Source organism: Tepidibacillus sp. HK-1, from assembly GCF_001748485.2.
Lineage (GTDB): Bacteria > Bacillota > Bacilli > Tepidibacillales > Tepidibacillaceae > Tepidibacillus_B > Tepidibacillus_B infernus.
In genome coordinates this window covers 101296-125988 of sequence record NZ_BDGM02000001.1, presented here as the reverse complement: position 1 = coordinate 125988, position 24693 = coordinate 101296, and the positions used below count along the sequence as shown (strand labels likewise).

Annotated in this window: 26 protein-coding genes, 2 riboswitches and 1 other annotated feature; of the genes, 3 read left to right on the top strand and 23 right to left on the bottom strand. The window is 36.0% G+C overall.

The features are described from left to right. Positions 1 to 90 precede the first annotated feature (90 nt). Positions 91 to 1095, top strand: a complete 1005-nt coding sequence (locus BEN26_RS00645) for an aromatic acid exporter family protein (protein ID WP_068723306.1) — start codon at positions 91 to 93, stop codon at positions 1093 to 1095. A 147-nt stretch (positions 1096 to 1242) separates the two neighbouring features. Here BEN26_RS00645 and BEN26_RS00640 read toward each other — a convergent pair whose 3' ends face one another. The 7 genes from BEN26_RS00640 to BEN26_RS00610 form a co-directional block, all read right to left on the bottom strand. After that, positions 1243 to 2235 (bottom strand): zf-HC2 domain-containing protein, encoded by a 993-nt coding sequence (locus BEN26_RS00640; protein ID WP_069800262.1) that lies wholly within the window; start codon positions 2233 to 2235, stop codon positions 1243 to 1245. Beyond that, positions 2232 to 2780 (bottom strand): RNA polymerase sigma factor, encoded by a 549-nt coding sequence (locus tag BEN26_RS00635; RefSeq protein WP_069800265.1) that lies wholly within the window; start codon positions 2778 to 2780, stop codon positions 2232 to 2234. The genes BEN26_RS00640 and BEN26_RS00635 overlap by 4 nt, the downstream gene beginning before the upstream one ends. Positions 2781 to 2786: 6 nt before the next feature. Next, complete coding sequence (locus BEN26_RS00630; protein WP_069800267.1) at positions 2787 to 5264, bottom strand: DNA internalization-related competence protein ComEC/Rec2; 2478 nt, start codon at positions 5262 to 5264, stop codon at positions 2787 to 2789. Positions 5265 to 5361: 97 nt separating this feature from the next. Next, positions 5362 to 5862, bottom strand: coding sequence for a deoxycytidylate deaminase (locus tag BEN26_RS00625; RefSeq protein ID WP_068727429.1), 501 nt, complete (start codon positions 5860 to 5862; stop codon positions 5362 to 5364). 16 nt (positions 5863 to 5878) lie between these two features. Then, positions 5879 to 6292, bottom strand: coding sequence for a CoA-binding protein (locus tag BEN26_RS00620; protein ID WP_069800269.1), 414 nt, complete (start codon positions 6290 to 6292; stop codon positions 5879 to 5881). Between the two features lie 63 nt (positions 6293 to 6355). Next, positions 6356 to 7642 carry an O-acetylhomoserine aminocarboxypropyltransferase/cysteine synthase family protein gene (locus BEN26_RS00615; RefSeq protein WP_069800271.1) on the bottom strand — a complete coding sequence of 429 codons (1287 nt, stop codon included), beginning with the start codon at positions 7640 to 7642 and terminating at the stop codon, positions 6356 to 6358. A 64-nt stretch (positions 7643 to 7706) separates the two neighbouring features. Continuing rightward, positions 7707 to 7811: riboswitch (SAM riboswitch) on the bottom strand. A 40-nt stretch (positions 7812 to 7851) separates the two neighbouring features. Next, a complete protein-coding gene (locus BEN26_RS00610; RefSeq protein ID WP_069800273.1) occupies positions 7852 to 8496 on the bottom strand; it encodes a helix-hairpin-helix domain-containing protein in 645 nt (214 codons plus the stop codon). Between the two features lie 77 nt (positions 8497 to 8573). On the opposite strand from BEN26_RS00610, the gene BEN26_RS00605 reads away from it, so the two are divergent. Further along, a complete protein-coding gene (locus BEN26_RS00605) occupies positions 8574 to 8843 on the top strand; it encodes a DUF2533 family protein (RefSeq protein WP_068723288.1) in 270 nt (89 codons plus the stop codon). A gap of 79 nt (positions 8844 to 8922) precedes the next feature. Here BEN26_RS00605 and leuS read toward each other — a convergent pair whose 3' ends face one another. From leuS to sigK, 16 genes are all read right to left on the bottom strand, one after another. Further along, entirely contained in the window at positions 8923 to 11394 is a 2472-nt protein-coding gene (leuS, locus tag BEN26_RS00600; protein ID WP_069800275.1) for a leucine--tRNA ligase, read from the bottom strand. Positions 11395 to 11442: 48 nt separating this feature from the next. After that, positions 11443 to 11669, bottom strand: a binding site (T-box leader). 56 nt (positions 11670 to 11725) lie between these two features. Next, positions 11726 to 12472: a class I SAM-dependent DNA methyltransferase gene (locus BEN26_RS00595; protein ID WP_069800277.1), complete on the bottom strand. Its 747-nt coding sequence runs from the start codon at positions 12470 to 12472 to the stop codon at positions 11726 to 11728. Then, complete coding sequence (locus BEN26_RS00590) at positions 12462 to 13352, bottom strand: CvfB family protein (protein ID WP_069800279.1); 891 nt, start codon at positions 13350 to 13352, stop codon at positions 12462 to 12464. Before BEN26_RS00590 ends, BEN26_RS00595 begins: the two co-directional genes overlap by 11 nt. Continuing rightward, complete coding sequence (gene rsfS, locus BEN26_RS00585; protein WP_069800280.1) at positions 13349 to 13708, bottom strand: ribosome silencing factor; 360 nt, start codon at positions 13706 to 13708, stop codon at positions 13349 to 13351. The genes BEN26_RS00590 and rsfS overlap by 4 nt, the downstream gene beginning before the upstream one ends. Continuing rightward, positions 13692 to 14303, bottom strand: a complete 612-nt coding sequence (gene yqeK / locus BEN26_RS00580; RefSeq protein WP_069800282.1) for a bis(5'-nucleosyl)-tetraphosphatase (symmetrical) YqeK — start codon at positions 14301 to 14303, stop codon at positions 13692 to 13694. Before yqeK ends, rsfS begins: the two co-directional genes overlap by 17 nt. Next, complete coding sequence (locus tag BEN26_RS00575; RefSeq protein WP_069800284.1) at positions 14293 to 14886, bottom strand: nicotinate-nucleotide adenylyltransferase; 594 nt, start codon at positions 14884 to 14886, stop codon at positions 14293 to 14295. The genes yqeK and BEN26_RS00575 overlap by 11 nt, the downstream gene beginning before the upstream one ends. Before the next feature lie 2 nt (positions 14887 to 14888). After that, on the bottom strand, positions 14889 to 15182 hold the full coding sequence (gene yhbY / locus BEN26_RS00570) for a ribosome assembly RNA-binding protein YhbY (RefSeq protein ID WP_068723274.1): 294 nt from the start codon (positions 15180 to 15182) through the stop codon (positions 14889 to 14891). 15 nt (positions 15183 to 15197) lie between these two features. Continuing rightward, the gene (locus tag BEN26_RS00565; protein WP_069800286.1) at positions 15198 to 16040 is read right to left on the bottom strand and encodes a shikimate dehydrogenase; all 843 of its coding nucleotides are present in this window, start codon (positions 16038 to 16040) and stop codon (positions 15198 to 15200) included. 59 nt (positions 16041 to 16099) lie between these two features. Next, the gene (gene yqeH / locus BEN26_RS00560) at positions 16100 to 17209 is read right to left on the bottom strand and encodes a ribosome biogenesis GTPase YqeH (RefSeq protein ID WP_069800288.1); all 1110 of its coding nucleotides are present in this window, start codon (positions 17207 to 17209) and stop codon (positions 16100 to 16102) included. 6 nt (positions 17210 to 17215) lie between these two features. Next, positions 17216 to 17734 (bottom strand): YqeG family HAD IIIA-type phosphatase, encoded by a 519-nt coding sequence (locus BEN26_RS00555; protein ID WP_069800290.1) that lies wholly within the window; start codon positions 17732 to 17734, stop codon positions 17216 to 17218. A gap of 180 nt (positions 17735 to 17914) precedes the next feature. Continuing rightward, positions 17915 to 18217 carry an MTH1187 family thiamine-binding protein gene (locus BEN26_RS00550; RefSeq protein ID WP_069800292.1) on the bottom strand — a complete coding sequence of 101 codons (303 nt, stop codon included), beginning with the start codon at positions 18215 to 18217 and terminating at the stop codon, positions 17915 to 17917. A gap of 73 nt (positions 18218 to 18290) precedes the next feature. After that, positions 18291 to 19067 (bottom strand): ABC transporter ATP-binding protein, encoded by a 777-nt coding sequence (locus tag BEN26_RS00545; RefSeq protein ID WP_069800294.1) that lies wholly within the window; start codon positions 19065 to 19067, stop codon positions 18291 to 18293. Continuing rightward, positions 19067 to 20095, bottom strand: coding sequence for a FecCD family ABC transporter permease (locus BEN26_RS00540; RefSeq protein ID WP_069800440.1), 1029 nt, complete (start codon positions 20093 to 20095; stop codon positions 19067 to 19069). The genes BEN26_RS00545 and BEN26_RS00540 overlap by 1 nt, the downstream gene beginning before the upstream one ends. 2 nt (positions 20096 to 20097) lie before the next feature. After that, positions 20098 to 20421, bottom strand: coding sequence for a hypothetical protein (locus BEN26_RS00535; protein ID WP_181482148.1), 324 nt, complete (start codon positions 20419 to 20421; stop codon positions 20098 to 20100). Between the two features lie 108 nt (positions 20422 to 20529). After that, a riboswitch (cobalamin riboswitch) is annotated at positions 20530 to 20719 on the bottom strand. Positions 20720 to 20787: 68 nt separating this feature from the next. Continuing rightward, positions 20788 to 21690: a DMT family transporter gene (locus BEN26_RS00530; protein WP_069800298.1), complete on the bottom strand. Its 903-nt coding sequence runs from the start codon at positions 21688 to 21690 to the stop codon at positions 20788 to 20790. 230 nt (positions 21691 to 21920) lie between these two features. Continuing rightward, positions 21921 to 22628: an RNA polymerase sporulation sigma factor SigK gene (gene sigK, locus BEN26_RS00525; RefSeq protein WP_069800300.1), complete on the bottom strand. Its 708-nt coding sequence runs from the start codon at positions 22626 to 22628 to the stop codon at positions 21921 to 21923. A gap of 191 nt (positions 22629 to 22819) precedes the next feature. Between sigK and BEN26_RS00520 the strand changes: the two genes are divergently transcribed. Next, entirely contained in the window at positions 22820 to 24577 is a 1758-nt protein-coding gene (locus BEN26_RS00520) for an SLC13 family permease (RefSeq protein WP_069800302.1), read from the top strand. The last annotated feature ends 116 nt before the right edge of the window (positions 24578 to 24693 follow it).

Sequence of the window (24693 nt, the reverse complement as noted above, 5' to 3'; positions counted from 1 at the left end):
TACTATAATAAGAGCAAAACATTAGCTCTAGTTTTTTTATAAATTCTAAATTTATTCAGGTATAATTACTAAGGAAGAGGAGGTAAATTTATGAAGTATAAAATTGGGAAGCGGATAATAAAAACCGGAATTGCTGTTTCTTTATCCATTGGATTGGCTCATGCATTAGGATTTACAACCACTTTTTCTGGTGTTGTTGCCTTAATTGCAATGAAAGAAACATCTAAACGAACGATTCGATATGGAGTTACCCTCTTTTTAGGTAGCTTACTTTCAGTGATTATTGGACTGATTTTAGGAGTGTTTTTGGGTAAATCGGTAATAGCCTTTGGTATCGGAACAATTCTCGCACTTTCACTCATTGTAAGACTTCAATTGGCCGATGGTATTATTTTAGCCACAATTGTAGTCTATCATGTTCTTGATGCGATGCCGATCACAGGAAAACAATTTGTTTCATTTTCCTTAAAAGAGATAGCAGTCATTGGAATAGGAATTGTTGTTAGCGTTCTAGTTAACTTGATTGTTCCCCAAAAGTATGATGCGCTATTAAAAGAGAATATAGAAGAATTTAATACTCGTTTTTCTACTTTTTTTGAACGAATGGCAGCAAACGTAAAGAATCCTGAGTTAAGATCTATTCCTACACAAGATGAGTATTATGAATGTAGAAAACAAATCAAAGTCTTGTTGGATCAAGCTGAAATTAGCAAAGAAAATGCTTTACTTTCGGAGGAAATCAATATCTATACTAAATATATCACGATGCTAAAACTATATAAAAAGTTGATTACTCTATTAGAAGAATTAACTTTCCAAGTTGGACACCTTCAATCTACACGCATACATTCAAAAAGTATTGCAGGAGCTTTACAACAACTTTCTAAAATGCAAAAAAATCCAAGCTTAAACCCAATAGAGACTTTTAAAGAAATGTCTGAATTATTAAATCAATTAAATGATCATTACGCTAACTCTCCATTGCCGAAAACCCGTGAAGAGTTTGTTGATCGAGCTCATCTGTATCATATTTTCATCTATGTTCGCGAATACGCAGATACCTTATTTTTATTCTATAAAAATAATTTAAAGTAACATAAAACAAAAACCGTGGAATTCCACGGTTTTATCGTCCAATCACACTTATGTAAACGCCCAATGAAAAGGCCTAGGATCTTCCCATTGGGCGGGAAGCAATGGTCGTATTACACTATACGCAAGTTCCTGCTGATGTGTGACACTCTATTCAATTGTTTCTTCTATTTTCTTAACTGTTTCTTCTTTTTGGTCTATCTTTTCTTCTTTCTTCTCTATGATATTGATTTGGTATTTTGCTATAAGCTGGCCTTGCTGATCAAAAAGTTGATAATTAATTAGATTCTCATTCTCCACAATCCAATGAACAGAAAATCCTTCCTCCCATTGATGGGTACGATAGATCTCAATATGATTCTGGTCATAAATCACTAATTGTCGGTCTTCTTCTTTAATCTGATAAGGAAAAGGAGGAATTTCTGTACCTGTTATCGATATTAGCATCCCATTTTCATCTGCAGTAAAAGCGTCATCTTCCTTTGGTGATTCAGATGGATCTTTTGTTAAGCTTCTATCCCTTTGAGGTTGTTCTTCCTGAATTGGATCCTTTAAAGCGACTGATCTATTATTTTCTTGATCAATCATTTTTTTCTTTTGATATTCATCAGTTGGTTTATTACTTGTTTCTTTATTATTTGGTTCTTTATTTAATCCTTTACCAAGATTTCCTTCTTGCTCTGATTTACTTTCTTTTACATTAGATTGAACGAATGTTGTTTGACCTACATTTTGGTTTATCGGCGCATCAAAAACTGCAATTTGTCCCTTGTCACTAGAAGACGACTGATTGCTCACAAATAAACCTGAGACCGGAAACCATAACCCGATAAGAATGGATGCAGCCAAAACACCAATCAATGGTTTCTTTAAAGATCCTTTAAACCATCTTGATTTATTCTTAAATACAGGTATTTGTACCTGATTTGTATCTGCTTGAAACAGTTGATCGACAAGGCTTCCATGAAGGGTGGGTTTCGGCATTTGGCTTAATTGTAAATGTAACTGATTCATTTTCTCATGATAATCACGACAAGCACTGCAAGATGTTAGGTTTTCTTGTAATAATACCTGATTTGATTCATCTAATTCGTGATCTAATTGTAGCTGTATCCATTCTTTAGCCTCTTCACAACGAATCAACGTTGAACACCTCCTTGTTGAGTTTGATTTATTAACGCTTGCAGTTGGTCTCTACCACGGAAAAGATAGGATTTCACAGTATTTAATGGCAAATCCAATGTCTCAGCGATCTCCTGATAAGAAAAATTTTGTAGATATCTTAATATCATCACTGATCGAATTTTATTGGGTAGTTGATTCATATGAGCTAGTAATTCTTCCACCATCATCTTGTTTTCAATATCTGTCTCTATATTTGAATGGTTCGTTAATTTCATCTCAAAAAGATCAATCGAAACTTCCTTTTTATTTTTCCGATATTTATCCATACAAATATTGGTGGTAATACGTTGGACCCAGGTATGAAATTGAGCTTTTTCTTCAAACGTACTTAATTTAGTATATACCTTAATGAGAGCTTCCTGAGCGACATCCTTTGCATCGTGTTCGTTTCCCATAAAATAATAAGCGGTTTTGTAAATGGAATGCTCTATGCTTTTGAGTAAATCTATAAGTGCCGCTTGATTTCCTGTTTTTGCTAGTTGAACTAATTCTATATGATTCAAGATGCCTTAGCCCTCCTCTCTCAATTGACGAATCTTCGTTATATTTTGTTGCTGAATTTCATCATTTTTTATCTTTTTTTCAATCCGAAATCCATCATTATTGATATAAATCATGATGGCTCCATCTTGGTCTGTTCTCCATATGTTAATGTTTTGCTCTTGTAATCGTTGAACCACCTCATTAGAAGGGTGGCGATACAAGTTATTTTCTCCCACAGATATGACCGCTTCTTTTGGCTCTAGTGATTGTAACCAAAGATCTGATGTAGAGGTTTTACTTCCATGATGTCCAACTTTCAAAATATCAATAGGCTTCACATGATAAGTATCTAATATCTTGTACTCGCCTATTTCTTCTAAATCCCCGGCTAGTGCTATTGATGTATCGTAAAGTTTTAAAAAGGCCACTAACATGTGATCATTTTCTTTTAAAGAACCAGAGATATCGATTGGAATAAAAGTAAAGACTGACTCATTGTCTAGTTTAACATGTTGGATCTGATTAACGTGAATGATTTTTATTTTCTTTTCTATTAACTTCTTTTGAAGTTCCTTGCCCAATTCAGTCCTAGGAAACTCTTTGCCTACGACGAATGTTCGAATCTCTAGTTGGTCGACTAAGGAAAGATACCCACCTATATGATCTTGATCTTCATGGGTTAAAACCGCCATATCCAAAACATCAATTCCCATATAATGTAAATATGGTAAGATGATGTCTTCACCTGTGTCGAATTGATTCTTTCTTTTTTGCCAATCTTCTTTTTGAAAGGTTAGTGTTCCTCCAGCATCAATAAGCACTTGATCATTCCCTGGAGTCTGAATCAGAATACTGTCCCCTTGACCAACATCAATAAAAGTGACCATACCTTGCTTTGGCAAAAAAACTGGAATGATAAGCGCAACAACCAATAATAATATACTTATTTTCTCAAGTAGAAAGATTTTCTTTTTCAGATCATAGGAAATAAAAGCATTCTTCACTTCGTTTCTGATCAGTATCCAAAAAAACAGGGTATAGAGTAAAACAACTTTTATAAAGGGAAAATAGCCATAAAAATGAAATACAGAGAGTTTAGAAAATAGGTGAATAACCTCAAATAACTGACTTAATGTCCAGTTTAGAATACTTGCTAGCGGTTCAATAAGATTGAAAGAAAAAAAACTAAAAAAGAGCAAAGCAAAGCTAACCGGTATCACCATGCTAAAGATCGGCACAAAAAGAAAATTGCCTAACCATGATAGCAGCGAATACTGGTGAAAATAATAGAAGGCCAATGGAAATGAAGCGAATTGTGTGATGATTAGCACAGTCAAGGTAGACCTTAACCACCTTTGCTTAATCGGAATCCGTTTCTCCACTCTAGAATATCCCCAGATTAAGGTAAGGGTGACAACAAACGATAATTGAAATCCTATATCATAAATCCACATCGGTTGATAAAATGTCATTAGTATAAAAGCAGTTGCTAACGATTGTAGGGAAAATAAAGCACGTTTATAAATAAGACCATAAAACATCAATAAAGCCATTAAAGTGGCTCGAACAACAGAAGCACTTGCTCCTGTTAAAAACATATATCCAATTAAGACAAATCCTGCAGTTATAGCGATATGTTCACGTGTCAAGCCAATCTTTGTTAAAAGCCAGAAAAGAACAAAGGTAATCATGGATAAATGTAAGCCTGAAATCGCCAAAAGATGGCTAAGCCCAAGAATAGAAAAATCCTCTTTAAGTTCCTCAGAGATTTGCTGGTCTTCTCCTAATAGTAAGGCCTTTAAAAAACCAGCATTAGGTTCTGTATACAACTGATCGATTTGTAACGTTAATTTATCTTTCACACGGTTTAGGCTTGCCAACAAGCTAAATCGATCTGACACCTTTATCGTAGATGGCTGGTCTACTTCCACCTTCCAATAGACCCCACGTTTTTCTAAATAGTTGCGATAATCAAACTGTCCCGGGTTTTTGGCAGTTTGTGGCTTTTCCAACTTTCCATACAACATGATGCCCATGCCATTTTCCCACTCATGAACCTTCTGCAGTTCAGATTTTGTTCTAAGATAGATGTAAACAAGGACTTTTTCTTTAGAATTGATTGGAACTTCTTTTTGATCCCATTGATAGGAGATGGGACTTACCATCAATTTAACTAAATCACCATCAATCATTGGTGTTGCAGCAATATAGCCTCGGATTCCAATCTCTTGATCCTCTTGTACAAATTCATTTGAGAGTTGTGTCTGGTGTTGATCTTGATACAGAGTCATTCGAAAAAATGCAAAAATTATAACAGCAAATATTAACCATACTAGCCAATATTTTGACTTTCTATAGTAAGAGCCAATTGATAAGGCTACTAATAAGAAACCTAAACCTAAGCCAATAACCCAAATAAATAGGGATAGGTCAATCTGATAATAGCCAAGATAAAGACCAGTAAGCCAAAATAATGATAATAAGAATAAAGGATACCTTTGCATCAGGAAACATCTACCTCACATTACATGATTCCTATAGATAATTCTCTCTATTTCCTTGTTTCCCTTCCTTTTTTATCATGAAAAAAACCCTCCATCATTACTGAGGAAGGGCTGGCACACTATTTCTTAAATATTGTCGATATTGAATCTTTGCTTCATTAAAAAGGGCAGAAACTTTAGGATGGTCTTTTTCATAGACTCGCTCATATACAACTTCTTTGATACCGCTATTTGCTAACATCTTCGCACAGTTATAGCAAGGGGAATCCGTTACAAAAACAGTAGCATCTTCTCGATCCTCGCGATTGGTAAACAAAACTAAATTTACTTCTGCATGAATGGTTCGAATACATCTTTCTTTTTCTACACCATTTTCATGATAGTGTTCGATTAGACACCCCTGTTCATAGCAATCAGCGACCCCTGAGGGGCTTCCGTTGTAGCCTGTACCCAGCAATTTCTTGTTTTTAACAAGGATTGCTCCTACATGTCTTCTCGGACAAGTTGCTCTTTCAGCGACGGTAAAGGCCAAATCCATAAAATATTCATCCCAGCTTTTACGGTAATGCTGATCTTTTTGTTCTTTTTCTTTTCCCATCCTAAACTTCATTCCTTTAAAAGAATAATCTTCCATGTTCAATCTTTATACAGCGATCCATAACCACTTTTAAACCTTTATCAGAAGCTTCCTTGGCCGCTTTTTCATTAACCACACCTAATTGGAACCAAATTGATTTTGCTCCGATTTCAATCGCCTCTTCTACAACAGGCATGACTTGATCAGCACGACGGAATACATCAACCATATCGACTGTCCCTTTAATTTCTTTTAAGGAGGCAACAGCTTTTACTCCTAATACTTCATCGATGGTTGGATTGACTGGAATAATCTCAAAACCATGATTTAATAAATACTCAGCCACTCTATAGCTATCACGATCAGGTTTATTGGATAATCCTACAATTGCGATACGTTTTGTTTCTTGAATCAGTTCTTTGATTTGTTCATTTGTTGTTAAAAGACTCATGGAAAGCTCCCCTTTTTATCATTTACCTATACAATATTGTATTTCTTAGGAATAAGTCAATAATTATTCTGCTAGAGCCTGTTCAAGATCAGCTAATAAGTCATTAATATCTTCGATTCCAACAGATACTCGAACTAAATCATCTGATACACCTGCAGCTATCTTTTGTTCGTTTGTTAACTGGTGATGAGTTGAACTACTTGGATGGATAACTAAGGATCTAACATCACCTACATTTGCAGCATGGGTAAATAATTGAACCTTATCGATGAAGCGTTTTGCTGCTTCATATCCACCTTTTACACCAAAGGTCAGGATACCTCCTTGCCCATGATCTAAATATTTCTTGGCTAAGGTATAGGTTGAATGATTCTCTAAACCAGGATAATTCACCCATTCAACTTGCGGATGCTGAGATAAAAAGTTTGCTACAGCTAACGCATTTGTACTATGTCTTTCCATGCGAAGAGAAAGCGTTTCTAACCCTTGAATTAACAGAAATGCATTAAATGGTGCCATGGTTGCACCAATATCCCGATTTAATTGTGCCTTCAATTTTGTAATATATGCCTGTTCTCCGACATGTTCTATATAGCTTAGTCCATGGTAGGCAGGATCTGGATCGCTTAATCGCTTAAATTTCCCATTGTCCCATGGAAATTTTCCACTATCTACGACAACTCCCCCGATCGTATTACCATGCCCTCCAATATATTTGGTTGTGGAATGGATCACAAGATCTGCCCCAAAATCAAATGGACGTAATAATACAGGGGTTGCAAATGTATTATCCACAATCAATGGAACTCCATTTTGATGTGCTAAATTAGCTAGTTCCTCTATATCTGGAACATCTAAAGAAGGATTACTAATGGACTCAATATAAAAGGCTTTTGTTCTTTCATTCACATGCTTTTGCCATTGATCTAAATCATTTTGATCTACAAAATGAATCGTAATTCCTAATCTTTGTAATGTATATGTAAATAAGGTGATGGTACCCCCATACAAGTTTTTGGAAGCAATGATTTCATCTCCAGTTTCAGCAATATTAAGAATAGATAATAATGCTGCCGATTGTCCAGAAGCAGTAACTAAGGCACCTACTCCTCCTTCTAAAGCTGCCAAACGTTGTTCTAATAGATCTGTTGTTGGGTTACTAATTCGGCTATAAATATTACCTTCTTGTTCCATATTAAACAGGGCAGCAGAATGCTCTGAATTCTCAAATTGGTAGGCTGCCGTTTGATAGATTGGAACATTTGTCGCCCCTAAGTGTTTACTTGCAGTATACCCTCCATGAATTGCTAATGTTGCTAGTCCTTTCTCTTCTTTCCTTAATTCTGTCATTTTTAATTCCTCCTTAGAAAAAAATAAAACCTCTTTCAAAGAGAAAGAGGTGTAAAACCTAATTCTCTTATCTTTCAGACTTTCGTCTGCTGGAATTAGCACCTTCACAATTAACTTGTGGGGTTGCCGGGCTTCTTCGGGCCAGTCCCTCCGCCACTCTGGATAAGAGTTTATTATGTAATTGTAAAATATTATAACACATTATTCTGTTAATGCACTGAAATTTTTTCTTTTATTTGTTCAAAAGTTTTTTGGCCGATTCCTGGCACATTCATCAGATCTTCAATCGTCTGAAATTTACCTTGTTTTGTTCGGTATTCTATAATAGCTTTTGCCTTAGCAGGACCAATTCCATCTAATTGCATCAGCTCTTCTTCACTTGCTTGGTTGATGGAAATTGTTTCAGCATTTGATTCAAAAGATACACCTAATCCAGAAGATACACCATTTAGTGTTTCTCCTTGAACAGGGACAAAAATGACCATTTCATCTGCGATTTTTTGAGCTAAATTGACTTGGTTTAAATCTGCATTTGCTAAGGTCCCTCCAGCAAGATCTAACGCTTCTTTTACCCTTGACCCCTCTGTTAATTGGTAGATTCCTGGTTTTGCTACTGCTCCTTTCACATCAACTACTATCTTCTTAGGATTTGTCATTTCCGTTTGCTTTACTTCTCCTTGTGGGGTATCCCCTTTTTCGGTGGATAACTCAACTAAAGGTTCATCCGCAAACGTAGGTGGCTGTTTTTGATGATAAGAGATGTATTGACTAATGATGATAAGTAAAAAAATAATCAACAGTCCGAGTAAGACTTTTTCTCTTTTTGTAAACCGTATATTTGGGAGACTTCCCATTCTTCTTCCCCTTTCTACTACTGCATTTTTTTAATTATTGATATAAAATAATAGAATCAAAAGGTTGAGGTGATAAAATGAATAGCGTTCATTTGGAAATATCAAAAAAAGTAAATGAAAAAGTTCATGCCATCGAAGTATATAAACAAATGGATCAGCAGCGTGAACGGATTATAGATGAATTACTAACCGAATATAAAATAGGAAAAAATGTAGATTTAACTAAGTTAAATCAATGGACTAATGAAATGAATCGATACGCACTAAAGAATCAGCTTCCTTCTCGAAAAGAAGTAACAATGGAAATGTTCACAGCATATGCGAATAAAATGAAAACACATTCCTAATATTTGATAAAAAGCATAAATTTCCTGCTTTTTGTACAAAAAGACTACTGGTTTGTCCAGTAGTCTTTCTTATGATTTATTAGCTAACAACAATATTGACCAGTTTTCCTGGAACGACAATCACTTTACGGACTTCTTTACCAGCCTTCCATTCTTCTAATCTTGGATCAGAAAGAACTTCCTTTTCTAACTCCTCTTTGGAATAGGAAGTCGGAACAACCATTTTTCCTTTGATTTTTCCATTGATTTGTACTGCAATTTCCACTTCATCTAACACTAAATACTCTTCTTGATATGTTGGCCATTTTTCTTTATGAATACTTTCCCTTTGTCCCATCATTTGCCACAATTCTTCTGCCAGATGTGGTGTCATCGGAGCAAGTAGAATGACAGTGGTTTCAATCGCTTCTTTTAGCAACCCTTTATTGCCATCCTCTGGATAAACATAAATTTTGTTTACTAACTCCATAATTGCGCTAATTGCTGTGTTAAAGTTATCTCTTTCATCAATATCTTCAGTCACTCGTTTGATGGTAAGATGAATCATGCGGCGAAGCTCTTTTTCCGCATCAGTTTCCACTTGGTATGGATAAGTCTGTGTAAGGGTTTCTAGATGCTGTTGTACCATTCTCCACACACGATTTAAGAAGCGATGACTTCCCTCTACTCCTGAATCGCTCCAATCTAGATCTCGATCAGGTGGTGCAGCAAATAGGATAAATAGACGCCCTGTATCAGCACCATATTTTTCAATGATCTCATTTGGACTAACGACATTCCCTTTTGATTTGGACATTTTTGCTCCGTCTTTAAGTACCATTCCTTGAGTAAGAAGGGACTTAAAAGGCTCTTGGAATGAAATAAGACCTGCATCATAAAATACTTTTGTAAAGAAACGTGAATAGAGTAGATGCAATACAGCGTGTTCAATTCCACCAATATATTCATCAACTGGAAGCCATTTATTTACTTGTCTTGAATCAAATGGTTTGATCTCTTCATGAGGGCTTGCGTAACGGAAGTAATACCATGATGAATCAATAAATGTATCCATCGTATCTGTTTCTCGGTGAGCAGGACCCCCACATTTCGGACAAGTCGTATGAACAAATGCTTCTGAAGTGGTTAAAGGATTATCTTTACCGTTAAACACTACGTCTTCTGGCAAAATAACAGGTAATTGCTCAAGAGGAACGGGTACATTTCCACATGTTTCACAATACACCATTGGAATAGGTGTTCCCCAGTAACGTTGACGAGAAATAAGCCAATCACGTAAACGATAAGATACAGTTAATTTTCCTTTACCTATTTTTTCAAGATATTCACCAATTGTTCGAATCGCTTCCCTATTGTTTAAACCATTAAATTGATCTGAATTTACAAGAACTCCATCCTCTGTATATGCCCCAGTCATTTGTTCTAGTGTATAAGGTTCACCCTCTTTAGACTGAACCACAATTTTAATGGGAAGTTGATATTTTTTTGCAAATAAGAAGTCACGCTCATCGTGAGCAGGAACTCCCATAACAGCCCCTGTACCATAATCCATTAACACATAGTTAGCTACCCAGATTGGAATATCTGCCCCTGTTAACGGGTGTTTGGCATAGGTTCCAGTAAAATAACCCACTTTCTCCACTTCAGTAGAGGTACGGGTAATTTCATTTACCTTTTTCAATTCTTCAATAAACTCAAGAATTGCCTTTTCATTCTCTTTCCCTGCAATCAATTGGGGGACAAGAGGATGTTCCGGTGCAACAACCATATAGGTTACACCATATAAAGTGTCTGGGCGAGTTGTAAACACTGAAATCTTCGTATCCTCTAATGCTGGAACAGTAAAAACCACTTCTGCTCCTTCACTTTTACCAATCCAGTTTTTTTGCATCATTTTTACTTTATCAGGCCAACCCTCTAATTGGTCTAAATCTTGAAGTAAGCGTTCCGCATAATCAGTGATACGGAAGAACCATTGGTTTAATTCTTTTTTGGTCACTTCGCTATCACAACGCCAACATTTCCCATCTTCGACCTGTTCATTTGCTAATACCGTGTTACAAGTAGGACACCAGTTAACTGCTGCTTTTTTCTTGTAAGCTAACCCTCTTTCATAGAAAAGCAAGAAGAGCCATTGGGTGAATTTATAATAATCAGGTAGACAGGTGGCTACATAACGATCCCAGTCATATGAAACACCTAAACGTTTTTGTTCATTACGAATCCTTTCCATATTGTTTAGGGTCCACTCTCTTGGGTTGACTCCTCTTTGGATTGCGGCATTTTCTGCAGGTAATCCAAACGCATCAGCACCCATTGGATGAAGGACTTGATATCCCTTCATTCGTTTAAAACGAGCGATCACATCACCAATGGTATAAACACGGACATGCCCCATATGTAATCCTTCGCCAGAAGGGTATGGGAACATCTCCAAGGTATAAAATTTGGGTTTTTTTTCATCTTCATTGGTTTTGTGTGCATCTGTTTCTTCCCAGATTTGTTGCCATTTTCGTTCAATTTCTCTAGGTTGATAAACCTGTTCATTCATGGTAAAAACCTCCTAAAAAATAATAAAACCTCCCACCCCAAAGCATGTGCTAGGGACGAGAGGTTAGGTTACATTTCCCGTGGTACCACCCTAATGATATCTACTCAACCATAAATACCACTCGAGCTCTTTAACGCAGAGGTACGGTAGAGAGTACTTTGCTTTCCTATCTACAGTTTAAAGGCGAGTTCGCAAGCTTTTGATTATCGGTTCTCACCAACCACCGACTCTCTCAAAATCTATGGCTTGTTACTACTCCTTTGCATTACTTTTGTACTAGATCAGATTATTTATGATTATATGCAATCTTGTCGTAAAATGTCAATAGAAATTAAGATTGTTTTCTTGCAACGTAAAAAATCCGCTCAGTATTTTCTTGAACTGGTTGCCATTGAAAATCACCAAAAACTTCCTCTAATTCAAAACCCGTTTCTTCTAAGCCTTGTTTTACCATTTCCATGGAATATGTTTGCTGAATATGAGTTTCTTGAAACTTTTCATAACAATGCTCAGATTGCTTCACAAAAAAAGTTAGATCATGGTTTACCATCAATTGATCGATATCTACCTCTGTTTGCCAAATCACAGAAATATCCTCATCATTCCAAGCAAAGGTTTGATCATGGAAGACTTCCCTAAATTTGTAAGGAGAATGCATATCAAATATAAAGTATGCCCCGTCCTCAAGATGTTTATTCACTTGAATAAATGCTTTTTTTACCTCTTCGATTCCGTGTAAGTAATTAAATGAATCGCAATAACTTATGATAAGTCCAACCTTTTGATCAATATCTAACTCCATCATGTTTTGTTGAATAAGAGGAAAAGAAACATGTGATTCTAACATCTTGTCAAAAGCGATGGACAACATTTCTTCGGATAAATCAACCCCGATCATTTGGTAGCCCTGTTTACTTAAAGGGATTGCGATATTCCCAGTACCACAGCCTAAATCAATGATCCGTGAAGGATGAAGGTTGTATTTTTTAATGAGCATCTCCGTTATTTTTATCCATTGGTCATATGGAGCATCTTTCATCAATTGGTCATAAACATAGGCAAATTTTTTATAATTCATCTCGATTCTTTAAATAAGTCCATCCTTCCTCTTGATAAATGACTCCATCCTTCATCAACTTTCCTAATGCTCGTTTAAATGCTGCTTTACTTAAATTAAATTTCTTTTGTAAAATATCTGGTGGGGTTTTATCCCAATAAGGCATAGCCCCTCCCCGTTCATGTAATACCTCTAAAATACGGTCTGCATCTTCTATTCTACTGGTTTGCTTTAATGGTTTCATTGAGAGATTTACTCTACCATCATCGCGAACAAAGGTAAGTCTTACCTGTACTTTTTCCCCTAATCTTAGTTCATGTATTTGTTCCATACGATGGAGAAAACCAATTTGATGATTTTCCAAATAAACATGTGCGCCTACACTTATATGACGAAGTACAATCCCTTTTACAAATTGGGTTTGTTTTATAGGATCTGGCAAATGACCATCTAATTGTTGATCGATGAAACTCTTTATTTCCTGTTCATCATCTACCAAATGGGCCAATAAGCGTTTTTGCTTATCATGAACCAATTTGACTAATAATTGATCACCAGGTTTTGGCCAAATTTTCTTTTCTTCTGGCAATTCAGATATAGGTAAAAGAACTTGCTTACTAATTCCATTATCTAGAAAAAAACCCATTCTTGTTTCATATCCATCTACAGTTAAAAAACCAATTTCACCCATAACAATTTTTGGGGTATGCAACGTTGCAGCTATTCTTCCTTTATGGTCATTATATAAAAAGACTTCAATCTGATCCCCTAGTTCAAACTTTTGCTGATTAGTCTCAGAAAAATGAAGAAGTACATCTTCTGTTCCATCGCTTAAAAAATAACCAAATGGAGACTCTCTTTCCACCTTTAATACATGGTACATACCTGTTTGTAAACTCATTCTGTATTCTCCTCAAATTCAATTCGGGGTGCATCTCCCCATAAACGTTCTAAATGGTAAAATTCCCTTTCTTCCTTATGAAAGATATGGACAACAACATCACCAAGATCGATAAGGATCCATCTTGCCTGATCCATGCCCTCAGACCCTTTTACTAAAACACCAACTTCATGCATTTTGTCCTTAATCTCATTGGCCACAGCTTGTACTTGTGTTTCAGAATTACCACTACAAATAACAAAGTAATCAGCGATCACTGATAATCCTCTAATATCTAAAATGACAACATCTTTTGCCTTCTTATTACTAGCTGTTTGTGCAGCCAACTCGGCAATTTCTCTAACCGATAATGCCATTTTCATCCTCCTTTTTTCTTTTCTTTTCAATCTGGTCAATTAAATCGTTTCTTGCTCTAACTGTTAAAGGATAAATCTTCATTTTTTTCTTGATCAAAAATTGAATTGTACCATCGATTGCGGCTAATAAGGCTTTGTCTAAATCTTTTTCTGCCCATTTCCGAATTTCCTCAACTCCTGGAAATTGTCGAGAGGGTTCAATATAGTCAGCCAAACAAACAATTTTTTCAATCGTTGACATTTGTTCTCTTCCAGAAGTGTGATAACGAATTGCCATAATTACATCCTCATCATCAATTTGAAACCTTTCTTGCACAATGACAGAAGCAACTGGTCCATGCCATAATTCTGCATTGTAATCTAACAAATCATTTGTTAATACTTCATGTTTTCTTATTTCATTAGCCAATTCCTCTTTTGACCAAAATTTGCAAAAATCATGTAATATCCCGGCTAGCTCAACTTTTTCAGGATCTGCACCGTATCCTTTGGCTAACTGTTTCCCAGTTTCCGCTACACCTAATGAATGAATATAACGATGCGCTGTTACTTGTTGTTTTAATTCGGATTTTAACCATGTTAAATCAATCTTCATAAAGATGATGCTCCTTAATATATTGTTCCACAACATCGGGAACGACATAACGGATCGTTCTCCCCATCTTTACCCAATCCCGAATTTGAGTGGATGAGATATCTAATTGTAGCATTGGCAGCATTTGCACCTGTTTATAGATTTTTTCCATAGTCGGTGACTGTGGAGCAAGCTGATATCCTGGTCTTTCTAAACCAATAAATTGAACCAATGATAACAATTCATCGATTCCAACCCATTTCGGTAGATATTGAACCATGTCCCCGCCAATTATAAAATAAAAAAGATGATCTGGATACCTTCTTTTCAATTCCTTTATCGTTTCAATGGTGTACGATGGTCCAGAACGTTCTAATTCAATCGTACAGAGCTTGTATCGTTGATCAATGTTCATCACTTGTTTCAACATTTCTACCCTATGTTGAATCGGTGTGATTTTTTCCTCACTTTTATGAGGAGGTATCGGCGCTGGTATAAACCAAATTTCATCAAGCTTTGCGTAAAACAATACTTGATCCACCATGACAAGATGTCCAATATGAAGCGGATCGAAGGTTCCTCCAAGTATTCCAATCTTTTTCATCATTACCTCGGTAATTCGATTTCTTTATTTTCCTTTGATTCCTTATATAACACGATCGTATGGCCAATAATCTGAACCAATTCTGCATTGGTACCTTCTACAATGGCAGCTGCTGCTTCATCAGCATCCTCTAGGCTATTTTTTAATACAGAAACTTTAATCAGTTCTCTTGCTTCTAAAGCCTCATTGATTTGTTTCACCATGTTTTCATTAACCCCACCTTTACCTACTTGAAAAATAGGATCAAGATGGTGTGCAAGTGAGCGTAAATACCTTTTTTGTTTTCCCGTTAACATATTTTTTCTTCCTTCCTAAACGATAGAATCTAATACTACACGTCTCATAATATTTGGATCTGGAGTGATTCCGGTCCATTTTTCAAAGGCAATCACGCCTTGATAAATAAACATCCCTAAACCAGAATGAATCTTTGCTCCTTGAGCCTTGGCATCTTGCAATAACTTGGTTTCAAGAGGATTATAAACAATATCACTAACTAAATGGTGAGGTTGAATCCATTCTTTTTTTATAAGTGTTTCCTTGATATTGGGATACATCCCTATCGATGTCGTATTGATGATAAGATCTACTTGTTCCATTTCATTTGGAAGTTCATGATATGTAATCGCTTTATGATAATCAGTCTGCTTTAACTCGTTTAATAATGCGTTTGCCTTATTCAGATCACGATTAACTAGAACCATGCCCTCAATTGGTTGCAGAGATAAGGTATAACTAATCGCCCTAGAAGCACCCCCAGCCCCCAAAATCATAATCCGTTTCCCTTGAAGCTGAAAACCCGTTTCTTCTTCTAGTGATCGAAGATATCCTTCTCCATCTGTATTGTAGCCAATCAGTTTTCCATCTTTGTTAACGATGGTGTTAACTGCGCCAATTCTTGCTGCCTCTTCAGATATTTCATCCAAAAAAGGAATTACATTTACTTTATAGGGAATCGTTACGTTGCATCCCTTAAAATATAAGGCTCTTATTCCTTGAATGGCATCTTTTAAATTCTCTGGTTTTACATCAAATGCTAAATAGATATCATTCAAACCTAAATTCCTTAAACTGGCATTATGCATTTGTGGGGATTTGGAATGGGCGACTGGATGACCAATTAACCCGATGATCCCTGTTTCACTATTTACCATATCAAACTCTCCCAAAAAATACTTCCTTTAAAGTTTCATTTACCTATAAAATATAAAGATTAGATCAATGCTTTACGAATGTGTACCCCTATTCCCTTCGGCACAAAAACATCTACATTTGTCGATTCTCCTCCAACACTTATCCATCCCAAACCTGAGATCACAATGTCCATTTTTTCTTTTCCAGAAACTTTAAAGGAATGTTTCATCAAATTTGGTAAAGCTCCAATCTCTTCCTTTGTAGGAGGGCTAAGTAGTTCTCCTAGATGTTTCTGATAAATCTCTTCTGCCTGACTCCTTTTTGTTCGATGAATAGGCAGCTCATTAGAAATATAACAAACAAAAGTATTAGTTGAATCCCCATTTTGATCGATTCGAGCCAATCCACCCCAAAATAGAGTTTGCTGACCATTTAATTGATAAACCTTAGGTTTCACGGTTTTTTTAGGTGAAATTACTTTTAATGTATGTGGAGAGACCCATTCACTCAAACGATCACGGTTTACTACTCCTGGCGTATCAATTAGGTAATGACCATCTTCTAATGGAAGACGTATCTCGTTGAGAGTAGTGCCTGGAAATCTTGAAGTGGTAAGTTCCACTTGTGTTTCACCTTGTAATTCATGAATCACTCGATTTATAAATGATGACTTACCCACATTGGTTGCACCCACGACAAAAACATCCTGATCTTTTCGATAAGATTGAATAAAGTCTACTACTTCGAGTATACCAAGATTATGTTCAGCACTTATGAGGAAAATCTCTTCTGGAGAAAGCCCATGTTCTCTAGCGTATTGTTTTAACCAAATTTTGACCTTGTCCCTATTTGTAGACTTAGGAAATAAATCGATTTTATTAGCAACCATGATAAAAGGATTATGGCCAATAAAACGAGGTAATCCTTGGATAAAAGTCCCATCAATATCAAACAAATCTACAATTTGAATGACAAGACTTTTCGTATTGCTTATATTATGTAAAATTTGCAGAAATTCATCTTCATCTATTTGTATCGGTTGTACTTCATTATAATGTTTAATACGAAAACACCTTTGGCAAATTAAATGTTCTTTATTTAATGTAGAGGTAGGAATATAGCCCGCCTTTTTCGAGTCTTCCGTCTGTAGGGCCACTCCACAACCTTCGCAATATTTAATCTCCGTCATTTTAAGCTAATCCTCCCATGACATCATTCCCCGTTTTTTCATCCAAGTTAAGATTCGTCTTTCGAAGAAACGGTTGATTTTTGTTCCTAATCCTTCCTTTTTGGAGATAGGAACTACTAAAATGGTATAAAGGCCTATCCGATTACCACCAAGTACATCTGTTAGTAATTGATCACCAATTACAACCGTTTCATTCACGGTCGAACCTAAAAGTTCTAATGCTTTATGAAATGCATCTTTAAACGGTTTCCTTGCTTTATAGATATAAGGAACAGTTAAAGGATCGGCAAATTCAGAAACTCTTGTCTTATTATTATTGGATACGATCATCACCTTAAAACCCATTTCTTGTAAGTCATCTAGCCATTTCACTAACTTTGGCGTATACTCTGGTGAATCAGCTTCAACCAATGTGTTATCTAAGTCAGTGATGATCGAGGTGATTCCAGCTTTTTTCAAGGCTTGTAGATCAATATCATATATCGATTTCACATGCAAATTGGGAGCGAATTTATCTAAAAACATGAATGATTATTCTCCTTCTTATCCCTTCATCTGAAAAATAACTATACCATATTTATCCTGTTTTCTGCAAAAAAAAATATTAGAAATGAAAAGATAAGTTAATGTAAACTTTATCATAAAAAAGAAGGCTACTAATAAAGTAGTCTTCCTCTATGATTAGGCTTTTATTTCTATTGAAAATTAAAGTTTTTCTTGAACAGATTTTAGCTTTTGCTCCATCGATGCTTTTTTATCACGACGATCATCGATTTTGATTGAAGTAGATACTCTTAAGGCTCCCTTTTCAAAAGGAACCTCATGCATTCTTTGAATGACGGATAAAATATCCTGTAGCTCTCCTTCAATAATCGTGCTCATAGGAGTCAATTGATATTTAAGCGTTTCAGGTGCTTGCTCCAAAACCTTATGTACTTCCGCTACATAATGACTAACACTTGGTGTTCCAGTACCTAGTGGAGTAATCGTTACTTCAACAATCGCCATTAAGAACATCCCCTTTCTTTAATTTTGATTCCTTTATATCTATTTTATAAAAATTTTAAAACTGTTAGAATGATTAATTTGGTAGCAGAACCTGTGGAATTCCCAGTTCTGGATGTTTCACCATAATTGTTTTTGTTTGATAAACCTCTTCTATATGTTCTTTTCTCAGAACTTCAACAACTTTGCCGATTCTTTGTATATTTCCCTGTTTCATAAGCAATAACCGATCGCAATACTGTGCCGCCAGATTTAAATCATGTAATACCATGACCACGGTTAAGTCTTTTTCCTCCTGCCATTTCCTAACTAGTTGCAATACCAATACTTGATGACCGATATCTAAATAAGTGGTGGGTTCGTCCAAAAAAAGAATCTTAGGTTCCTGTACCATTGCGCGGGCTAAAGCCACTAATTGCCGTTCCCCACCAGATAAGGTTTGAATGAGACTGTTTCTTTTTTCCCAGAGATTCATCAAAATCAGCGCGTTTTTGATCACTTCATCATCTTTAGCAGAGAGATTAGCAAATGGTTTTAACCAAGGATATCTCCCCATGGCCACGACTTCATGTACAGTAAAAGGAAGAGGAGGGGTTCCTTCTTGGCCAACAAAAGCAATAATTTTTGCAAGTTCCTTCTTGCTGTAATGTTGAATAGATTTACCCTGTAAAAAAATATCGCCAGCAAATTTTGATAAAAGCCCACTCATCATTCGTAAAAGAGTGCTTTTTCCACTTCCATTAGGCCCAATGATTCCAAAACTTTCACCCAGTTTTATCTCAAAGGAAATCCCTGATAAAATTTCCTTTGTACCATATTTAAAAGATAAGCTTTGCAACTCAAAAATCTTCATTAATGTTCTCTCCTTATTCCCTTTCGAAGCAAATAAGCAAAAAAAGGTGCACCGATCATTGCTGTAACTACACCGATTGGAATTTCTCTTGAAGGAATAATTGTTCTAGCTATTGTATCAGCCCACAATAAAAACAACGCCCCTGCTAAAGTAGAAATAGGAAGCAAATTCCGATGGTTTGGTCCAGTTAATAAGCGAATAAGATGAGGGATAATCAGACCAACAAATCCGATGATACCAACAATCGATACTGCTGCTGCAGCAAGTAATGAAGCAACGGTTAAAATATAAAACTTTTTCTTCTCTACTTCGATCCCCAAATGTGTTGCAGCTTGTTCACCTAAAGCCAATATATTTAATTCTCGGTATTGCGTGCCTAAATACAATAAACCAACTAGAAAATAAGGCAAAAGGATCCTTACATCTATCCAATCATGGTTGGCTAAACTTCCCATCATCCAAAAGATAATCGATTGCATTTTTTCACCAGACAACGCAATTAAAAAAGTTAATATTGCTCCCGAAAAAGCTTGAATAACAACCCCAGCTAAAATTAGTATCTCATTTGAACGAATATGCTGGGTTGAGGTTAATAAAATGACTAGGCCTAGTGAGATAATCGCTCCAATAAAAGCAAAAAGGGGAAGGCTGAATTGACCAAGGAATCCGATTTGATGTCCAAATAATATGGTCATTGCTGCTCCTAGTGCAGCCCCAGACGAAACACCCAGTATATATGGATCTGCTAAAGGGTTACGTAAAACCCCTTGGAATGCAACTCCAGCAATAGATAACATTGCTCCAACTAACAGGCTTAAGAAAACTCTTGGTAATCGTAAATTCCATACGATAGATTCTTGGCCAATTGACCAATTAGGCTCTAAATTTAAAAATGGTAGATGATTAAGTAGTATTCGCACGGTTAAGTTAGGTGGTACAGAAACAGAACCGATCATTAAACTTAAGATCATGGAAAACATGAGTAGGAGAATAAGCCCTCCAACCCATAAAAGGATTTTTTTATTCATGTTCATATCATAACCAACTCTAGCAAATCTGGATATAATGCATTGACAATACTTTCTAGGCCATCAATAATGCGATGTGCTCCTAAAACGATGCCGAGAGCAAATAAAGTTTCAGTCTGTGTACCTGAATCATCAGTAATCGTTGAAGGATAATTTGTGATGCTAGATACTGAGTTGGCTGGAGTTTGTACTTCAGGTTGCTTTGATGATACATCATTCGCAATTCCACATCCTGACAACCAGACAAGACTTTTTTTCAACATGCTCTTCTCTCCTTCTTTTTTTTGCATGTCGAGGAATAAAAATCCACAAAAGTACCCTACCATTAAAAAAACCTTTTTTATCCTAAGGACAAAAAAGGTTGTATGTATGGTGCTGAAAAACGTTATGAAGAATTTACGTTTTCTCGGCGCCTTCCTTTTCCTCGAAGGATAAGCTTCCTCTATGAATAGGCAGGTCTCCTGGCTTATGGCAATGCAATTTCGCACCTTCCCATCTTAATGACAGTGGCATCACACGAAATGCTTCCAATTTACAGTGGCGGGACCGCGTCGGGATTTCACCGAACTTCCCTTTTCATCTTTTAAGTCATGACTTAAAAGAACCTATTCATACATGCTATTCAATTATGTGTTCTATTATACATCATTTCAAGCATTGAACAAGTCCTTAAATTTAGTTCTAATCGTATTTTATTCGTTCATCAATGTTGCTTGTTTAGAAATCGAATTAGCTCTTAACGTAAAAATATAAACCCCGATAATCACTGTTACTGTTCCAATCAGCTGTACAAAAGTAATATGTTCACCTAAGAAAAAGTATGCAAAGAAAGCAGTAAAGATCGGATTAAAATTAAGAAACATCCCTGATTTTGTCCCTCCAACCTTTTGTACCCCTATATTCCAAAAGACCATTCCTAACACTGTTGCACCTATACTAACATAAGCAGTAGCCAACCAAAAAGAAAAATTCGGATCGATCACATAAAATGTGAACAAATTAAAAGGTAACAAAGTAAGAACTCCAAATATGCCTGCCCATAAAGTAGACATTAAAGGTGAAACCTGATGCATCACTTTTCTACCTACTACAGAATAAAGTCCCCAAGAACCAACTGCAGCTAACATGAATAAATCGCCTGTGTTGAAATGAAATCTTAAAAGTTTTTGCCATTCTCCTTCAGATATGACAATGAAAACACCTAGTAATGAAAGAGTCATTCCTAAAATTTGGCGCCTAATCATCGTTTCCTTTAGTAAGAAAAAGGAGGCAATGGCAATTGCAATAGGATTTAAAGCAGAGATTAATCCAACATTATCAGCAGTTGTCCTCTCAAGGGCAAGAAACATAAAGATATTAAAAAGGTCAACGCCCGTTATCCCCATTAAAAAGAGTAGAAAAAAACTCTTTCTAGGGGGAATAAACTGTTTTTCTTTAAACCAAACGATTGGAAATAAAAATAAAACTGCAATCAACCAGCGTATCGAAGTTAGCGTGATAAAAGAAGCGTGGCCAACCAGAAATTTCCCTGCAACAAAATTACCTGCCCAAAGCAAACTTGTTAATAATAATAAAGAATAGTACAACTGTTGCATCTCCTGTCCCTATCTCCTAAGAAAGTGTATGATCATACATTACACCATTTTTAAAGAATTTTAAATACTGGAATATTAAGAATGTGAGCTGTATCACATCATAATCCATCAATCTCATGTATCCTAATTAGAGTATATAAAAGGAGGAAGGAACATGGATCAAAAATTTACAAGTATTTAAAACCGATTCGATCAAATGTTTTCTTAACTTCTTCACCGTTTTTATCCTTCTAACCCTTCTTCCTTCCACTTCGATAAAACTCATTAAATAACTTCATCAGTGCTCTTTTTTCTATTCTTGAAACATACGAACGGGAAATGCCTAGTTCTTTGGCGATCTCCCTTTGGGTGCGTTCGTTTCCATCTATCAATCCAAACCGTCCAATGATCACTTCTTTTTCTCGATCATCCAAAATATGAAGAAAGTTATAGATTTTGCTTTTTTCAATTTTTAATTGTACTTCATCAATGACATCATCCAATTCCGTTCCTAGTACATCTATCAGGGTAATTTCATTTCCTTCTTTATCCGTACCAATTGGATCATGCAAGGAGACGTCTTTCTTGGTTTTCTTTAATGAACGTAGGTGCATGAGAATTTCGTTTTCAATACAACGAGCTGCATATGTAGCCAATTTTGTGCCTTTATTAGCTTGATAACTTTCAATACCTTTAATCAGTCCAATCGTTCCAATCGAGATTAAATCTTCTGTGTCCTCTCCAGTATTCTCGAACTTCTTTACAACATGGGCCACCAGTCGCAAATTATGTTCGATCAATTTGTTTCTTGCTTGCTGATCCCCCCTTAGTAATAAGGTGATTTGGTTTTCTTCATCCTTCTCACTCAGTGGTTGAGGAAAAGCATTATTTTTAACATAAGAAACAAATAAAGTTAACTCTTTAAGCAGTAGTGCAAGTGCGGTAAATAAGCCAGACACATTGTCACCTCCTAGGCATCGAAAAGGAAAACTATTATAGTATATGCAGCAAAGGAGAGTTACCGTGCCTGTACCATAAAACTTTTATACTTCACAATATTGTTTTTTTCTGAAAAATCTATAAAAATAAGAATATTTTGTATTATAATATAATTATACAAATACTAAAAAATTAAATGGGGGAGCATAAAATGAGTATTTTTTTGAAGGTTTGGCGTTTGATGTGGCAATATCATGACCAGATGAAACAATTGCTTCGCTTAAAGCCTTTATTTGCAACAGATGGTATGATCTTAGAAAGTCAAAAAGAAAGTAAGGTTCATTCGATATTTCTTTTTGCTGAGCAAACTGCTGAAGCACAAGAATATCCTTCTTCGAGTTCAAAGCATTCCTACTCTGAACAAGAACCTGAAGACCAGCGTGACAAATATTCTACAAGACAAAAGATTGGTTTATTTTTAGGACCACTATTATTTTTACTTACTTTATTATTTCCTACATTAGAAGACCTTACTAATGAAGGGCAGTCTGTAGCTGCCGTTGCATTATGGATGGCAACTTGGTGGATTACAGAAGCAGTACCCATTCCACTGACTTCGTTATTACCCATTCTTTTATTTCCGGCAACAGGTGCTGTAAGTTCCAAGGCTGCTACTGCTCCTTATGCTAATGATCTCATTTATCTTTATTTAGGCGGATTCTTATTAGCAATTGCTATTGAACAATGGAATTTACACCGTCGTATTGCTCTACATGTTATTAAAATGTTTGGCAAAAATCTAGATGGATTAGTTCTAGGATTTATGGTAGCTACTGGTTTTCTATCGATGTGGATTTCTAATACAGCTACATCGATGATGATGCTTCCCATTGGTTTAGCGGTTATTTATCAAATCGCAGATCTATTTAAAGAAAAGCAGATCAATATTAACACTGAACAGGGTAAATTCCCATTAGGCACTGCACTGATGTTAGGGATTGCTTATAGTGCTTCGATTGGTGGTGTGGCAACGATTATTGGTACACCGCCTAATACAGTCCTAGTCGCTTTTATTAATGAAACTTATGATAAACAAATTTCCTTTGGCCAGTGGATGGTATTTGGGGTTCCCATTGCCGTGGTAAGTTTGCTCTTTACATGGTGGTATTTAACGAAGATCGCCTTTAAAACGCAAATTAAGTCTCTACCTGGTGGTATTGAAGTCATTAATAACGAAATTCGGAAACTTGGAAGGATGTCAAAGCAGGAAAAACAAGTCTTGGTGATTTTCTCATTAACAGCTTTTCTTTGGATCATTCGAACGTTTGCTATTGATTGGTTTAAATCGATAGATATTCATACGTTTGATAAAATTAACGATACAACGATAGCCATGTTTGCTGCCATTCTTTTATTCATGATCCCTGTCAGTTTAAAAAACAACCAATTTTTATTAAGTATTGATGCTTTTAAAAAGGTACCATGGGGGATTTTACTTCTATTTGGTGGTGGACTATCGCTAGCAGATGCGATGGCTGATACAGGTTTAGCTGAATGGATTGCTTTAAAACTTCAAGCACTAGAAAATGTTCCAGCCCTTGTTTTGATGTTAGCGGTGACCACCCTAGTGATTTTCTTAACAGAAATGACCTCGAATACCGCAACAGCAACCATGATGATGCCAGTTATGGCCGCTTTAGCAATGGCAATGCATGCTCATCCATATGGTTTCCTAATAACTGCAGCCGTAGCAGCAAGCTTTGCATTTATGTTACCAGTGGCGACTCCACCAAATGCCATTGTTTTTGGAACAGGATATATTACAATCCCCCAAATGGCAAAAGCTGGTTTTTGGCTAAATATCTTTGGAGTTCTTCTTATAACCTTGTTAGCCTATTATTACATCCCAGTCGTATGGAATTTTGATCCGAATGTTTTACCTGATTGGGCAGTTTTTCAACCTAAATAGAATAGGTTTGTATATTCCAACGCGCTCCGTTGTCCGTGTATTTCTATGAATAAAAAATAAGGTAAGAAATACACTCCCAAAAGTCACTACTTATGGAATATACAAACCCCCAATGA

What these genes read in the sequence shown, in the direction of transcription:
- BEN26_RS00540 (WP_069800440.1), bottom strand. Translation starts at nt 20,095, where the DNA reads ATGAATAAAAAAATCCTTTTATGGGTTGGAGGGCTTATTCTCCTACTC.
- BEN26_RS00550 (WP_069800292.1), bottom strand. Translation starts at nt 18,217, where the DNA reads ATGGCGATTGTTGAAGTAACGATTACTCCACTAGGTACTGGAACACCA.
- BEN26_RS00520 (WP_069800302.1), top strand. Translation starts at nt 22,820, where the DNA reads ATGAGTATTTTTTTGAAGGTTTGGCGTTTGATGTGGCAATATCATGAC.
- BEN26_RS00620 (WP_069800269.1), bottom strand. Translation starts at nt 6,292, where the DNA reads ATGAGTCTTTTAACAACAAATGAACAAATCAAAGAACTGATTCAAGAA.
- BEN26_RS00555 (WP_069800290.1), bottom strand. Translation starts at nt 17,734, where the DNA reads ATGTTTTTAGATAAATTCGCTCCCAATTTGCATGTGAAATCGATATAT.
- BEN26_RS00575 (WP_069800284.1), bottom strand. Translation starts at nt 14,886, where the DNA reads ATGAAAAAGATTGGAATACTTGGAGGAACCTTCGATCCGCTTCATATT.
- yqeH (WP_069800288.1), bottom strand. Translation starts at nt 17,209, where the DNA reads ATGACGGAGATTAAATATTGCGAAGGTTGTGGAGTGGCCCTACAGACG.
- BEN26_RS00530 (WP_069800298.1), bottom strand. Translation starts at nt 21,690, where the DNA reads ATGCAACAGTTGTACTATTCTTTATTATTATTAACAAGTTTGCTTTGG.
- BEN26_RS00625 (WP_068727429.1), bottom strand. Translation starts at nt 5,862, where the DNA reads ATGGGAAAAGAAAAAGAACAAAAAGATCAGCATTACCGTAAAAGCTGG.
- BEN26_RS00545 (WP_069800294.1), bottom strand. Translation starts at nt 19,067, where the DNA reads ATGAAGATTTTTGAGTTGCAAAGCTTATCTTTTAAATATGGTACAAAG.
- BEN26_RS00535 (WP_181482148.1), bottom strand. Translation starts at nt 20,421, where the DNA reads ATGGTAGGGTACTTTTGTGGATTTTTATTCCTCGACATGCAAAAAAAA.
- leuS (WP_069800275.1), bottom strand. Translation starts at nt 11,394, where the DNA reads ATGAATGAACAGGTTTATCAACCTAGAGAAATTGAACGAAAATGGCAA.
- yhbY (WP_068723274.1), bottom strand. Translation starts at nt 15,182, where the DNA reads ATGTTAACGGGAAAACAAAAAAGGTATTTACGCTCACTTGCACACCAT.
- BEN26_RS00595 (WP_069800277.1), bottom strand. Translation starts at nt 12,472, where the DNA reads ATGAATTATAAAAAATTTGCCTATGTTTATGACCAATTGATGAAAGAT.
- rsfS (WP_069800280.1), bottom strand. Translation starts at nt 13,708, where the DNA reads ATGGCATTATCGGTTAGAGAAATTGCCGAGTTGGCTGCACAAACAGCT.
- BEN26_RS00630 (WP_069800267.1), bottom strand. Translation starts at nt 5,264, where the DNA reads ATGCAAAGGTATCCTTTATTCTTATTATCATTATTTTGGCTTACTGGT.
- BEN26_RS00610 (WP_069800273.1), bottom strand. Translation starts at nt 8,496, where the DNA reads ATGGGAAGTCTCCCAAATATACGGTTTACAAAAAGAGAAAAAGTCTTA.
- BEN26_RS00605 (WP_068723288.1), top strand. Translation starts at nt 8,574, where the DNA reads ATGAATAGCGTTCATTTGGAAATATCAAAAAAAGTAAATGAAAAAGTT.
- yqeK (WP_069800282.1), bottom strand. Translation starts at nt 14,303, where the DNA reads ATGAAGATTGATTTAACATGGTTAAAATCCGAATTAAAACAACAAGTA.
- BEN26_RS00590 (WP_069800279.1), bottom strand. Translation starts at nt 13,352, where the DNA reads ATGAGTTTACAAACAGGTATGTACCATGTATTAAAGGTGGAAAGAGAG.
- BEN26_RS00615 (WP_069800271.1), bottom strand. Translation starts at nt 7,642, where the DNA reads ATGACAGAATTAAGGAAAGAAGAGAAAGGACTAGCAACATTAGCAATT.
- BEN26_RS00645 (WP_068723306.1), top strand. Translation starts at nt 91, where the DNA reads ATGAAGTATAAAATTGGGAAGCGGATAATAAAAACCGGAATTGCTGTT.
- BEN26_RS00565 (WP_069800286.1), bottom strand. Translation starts at nt 16,040, where the DNA reads ATGGTAAATAGTGAAACAGGGATCATCGGGTTAATTGGTCATCCAGTC.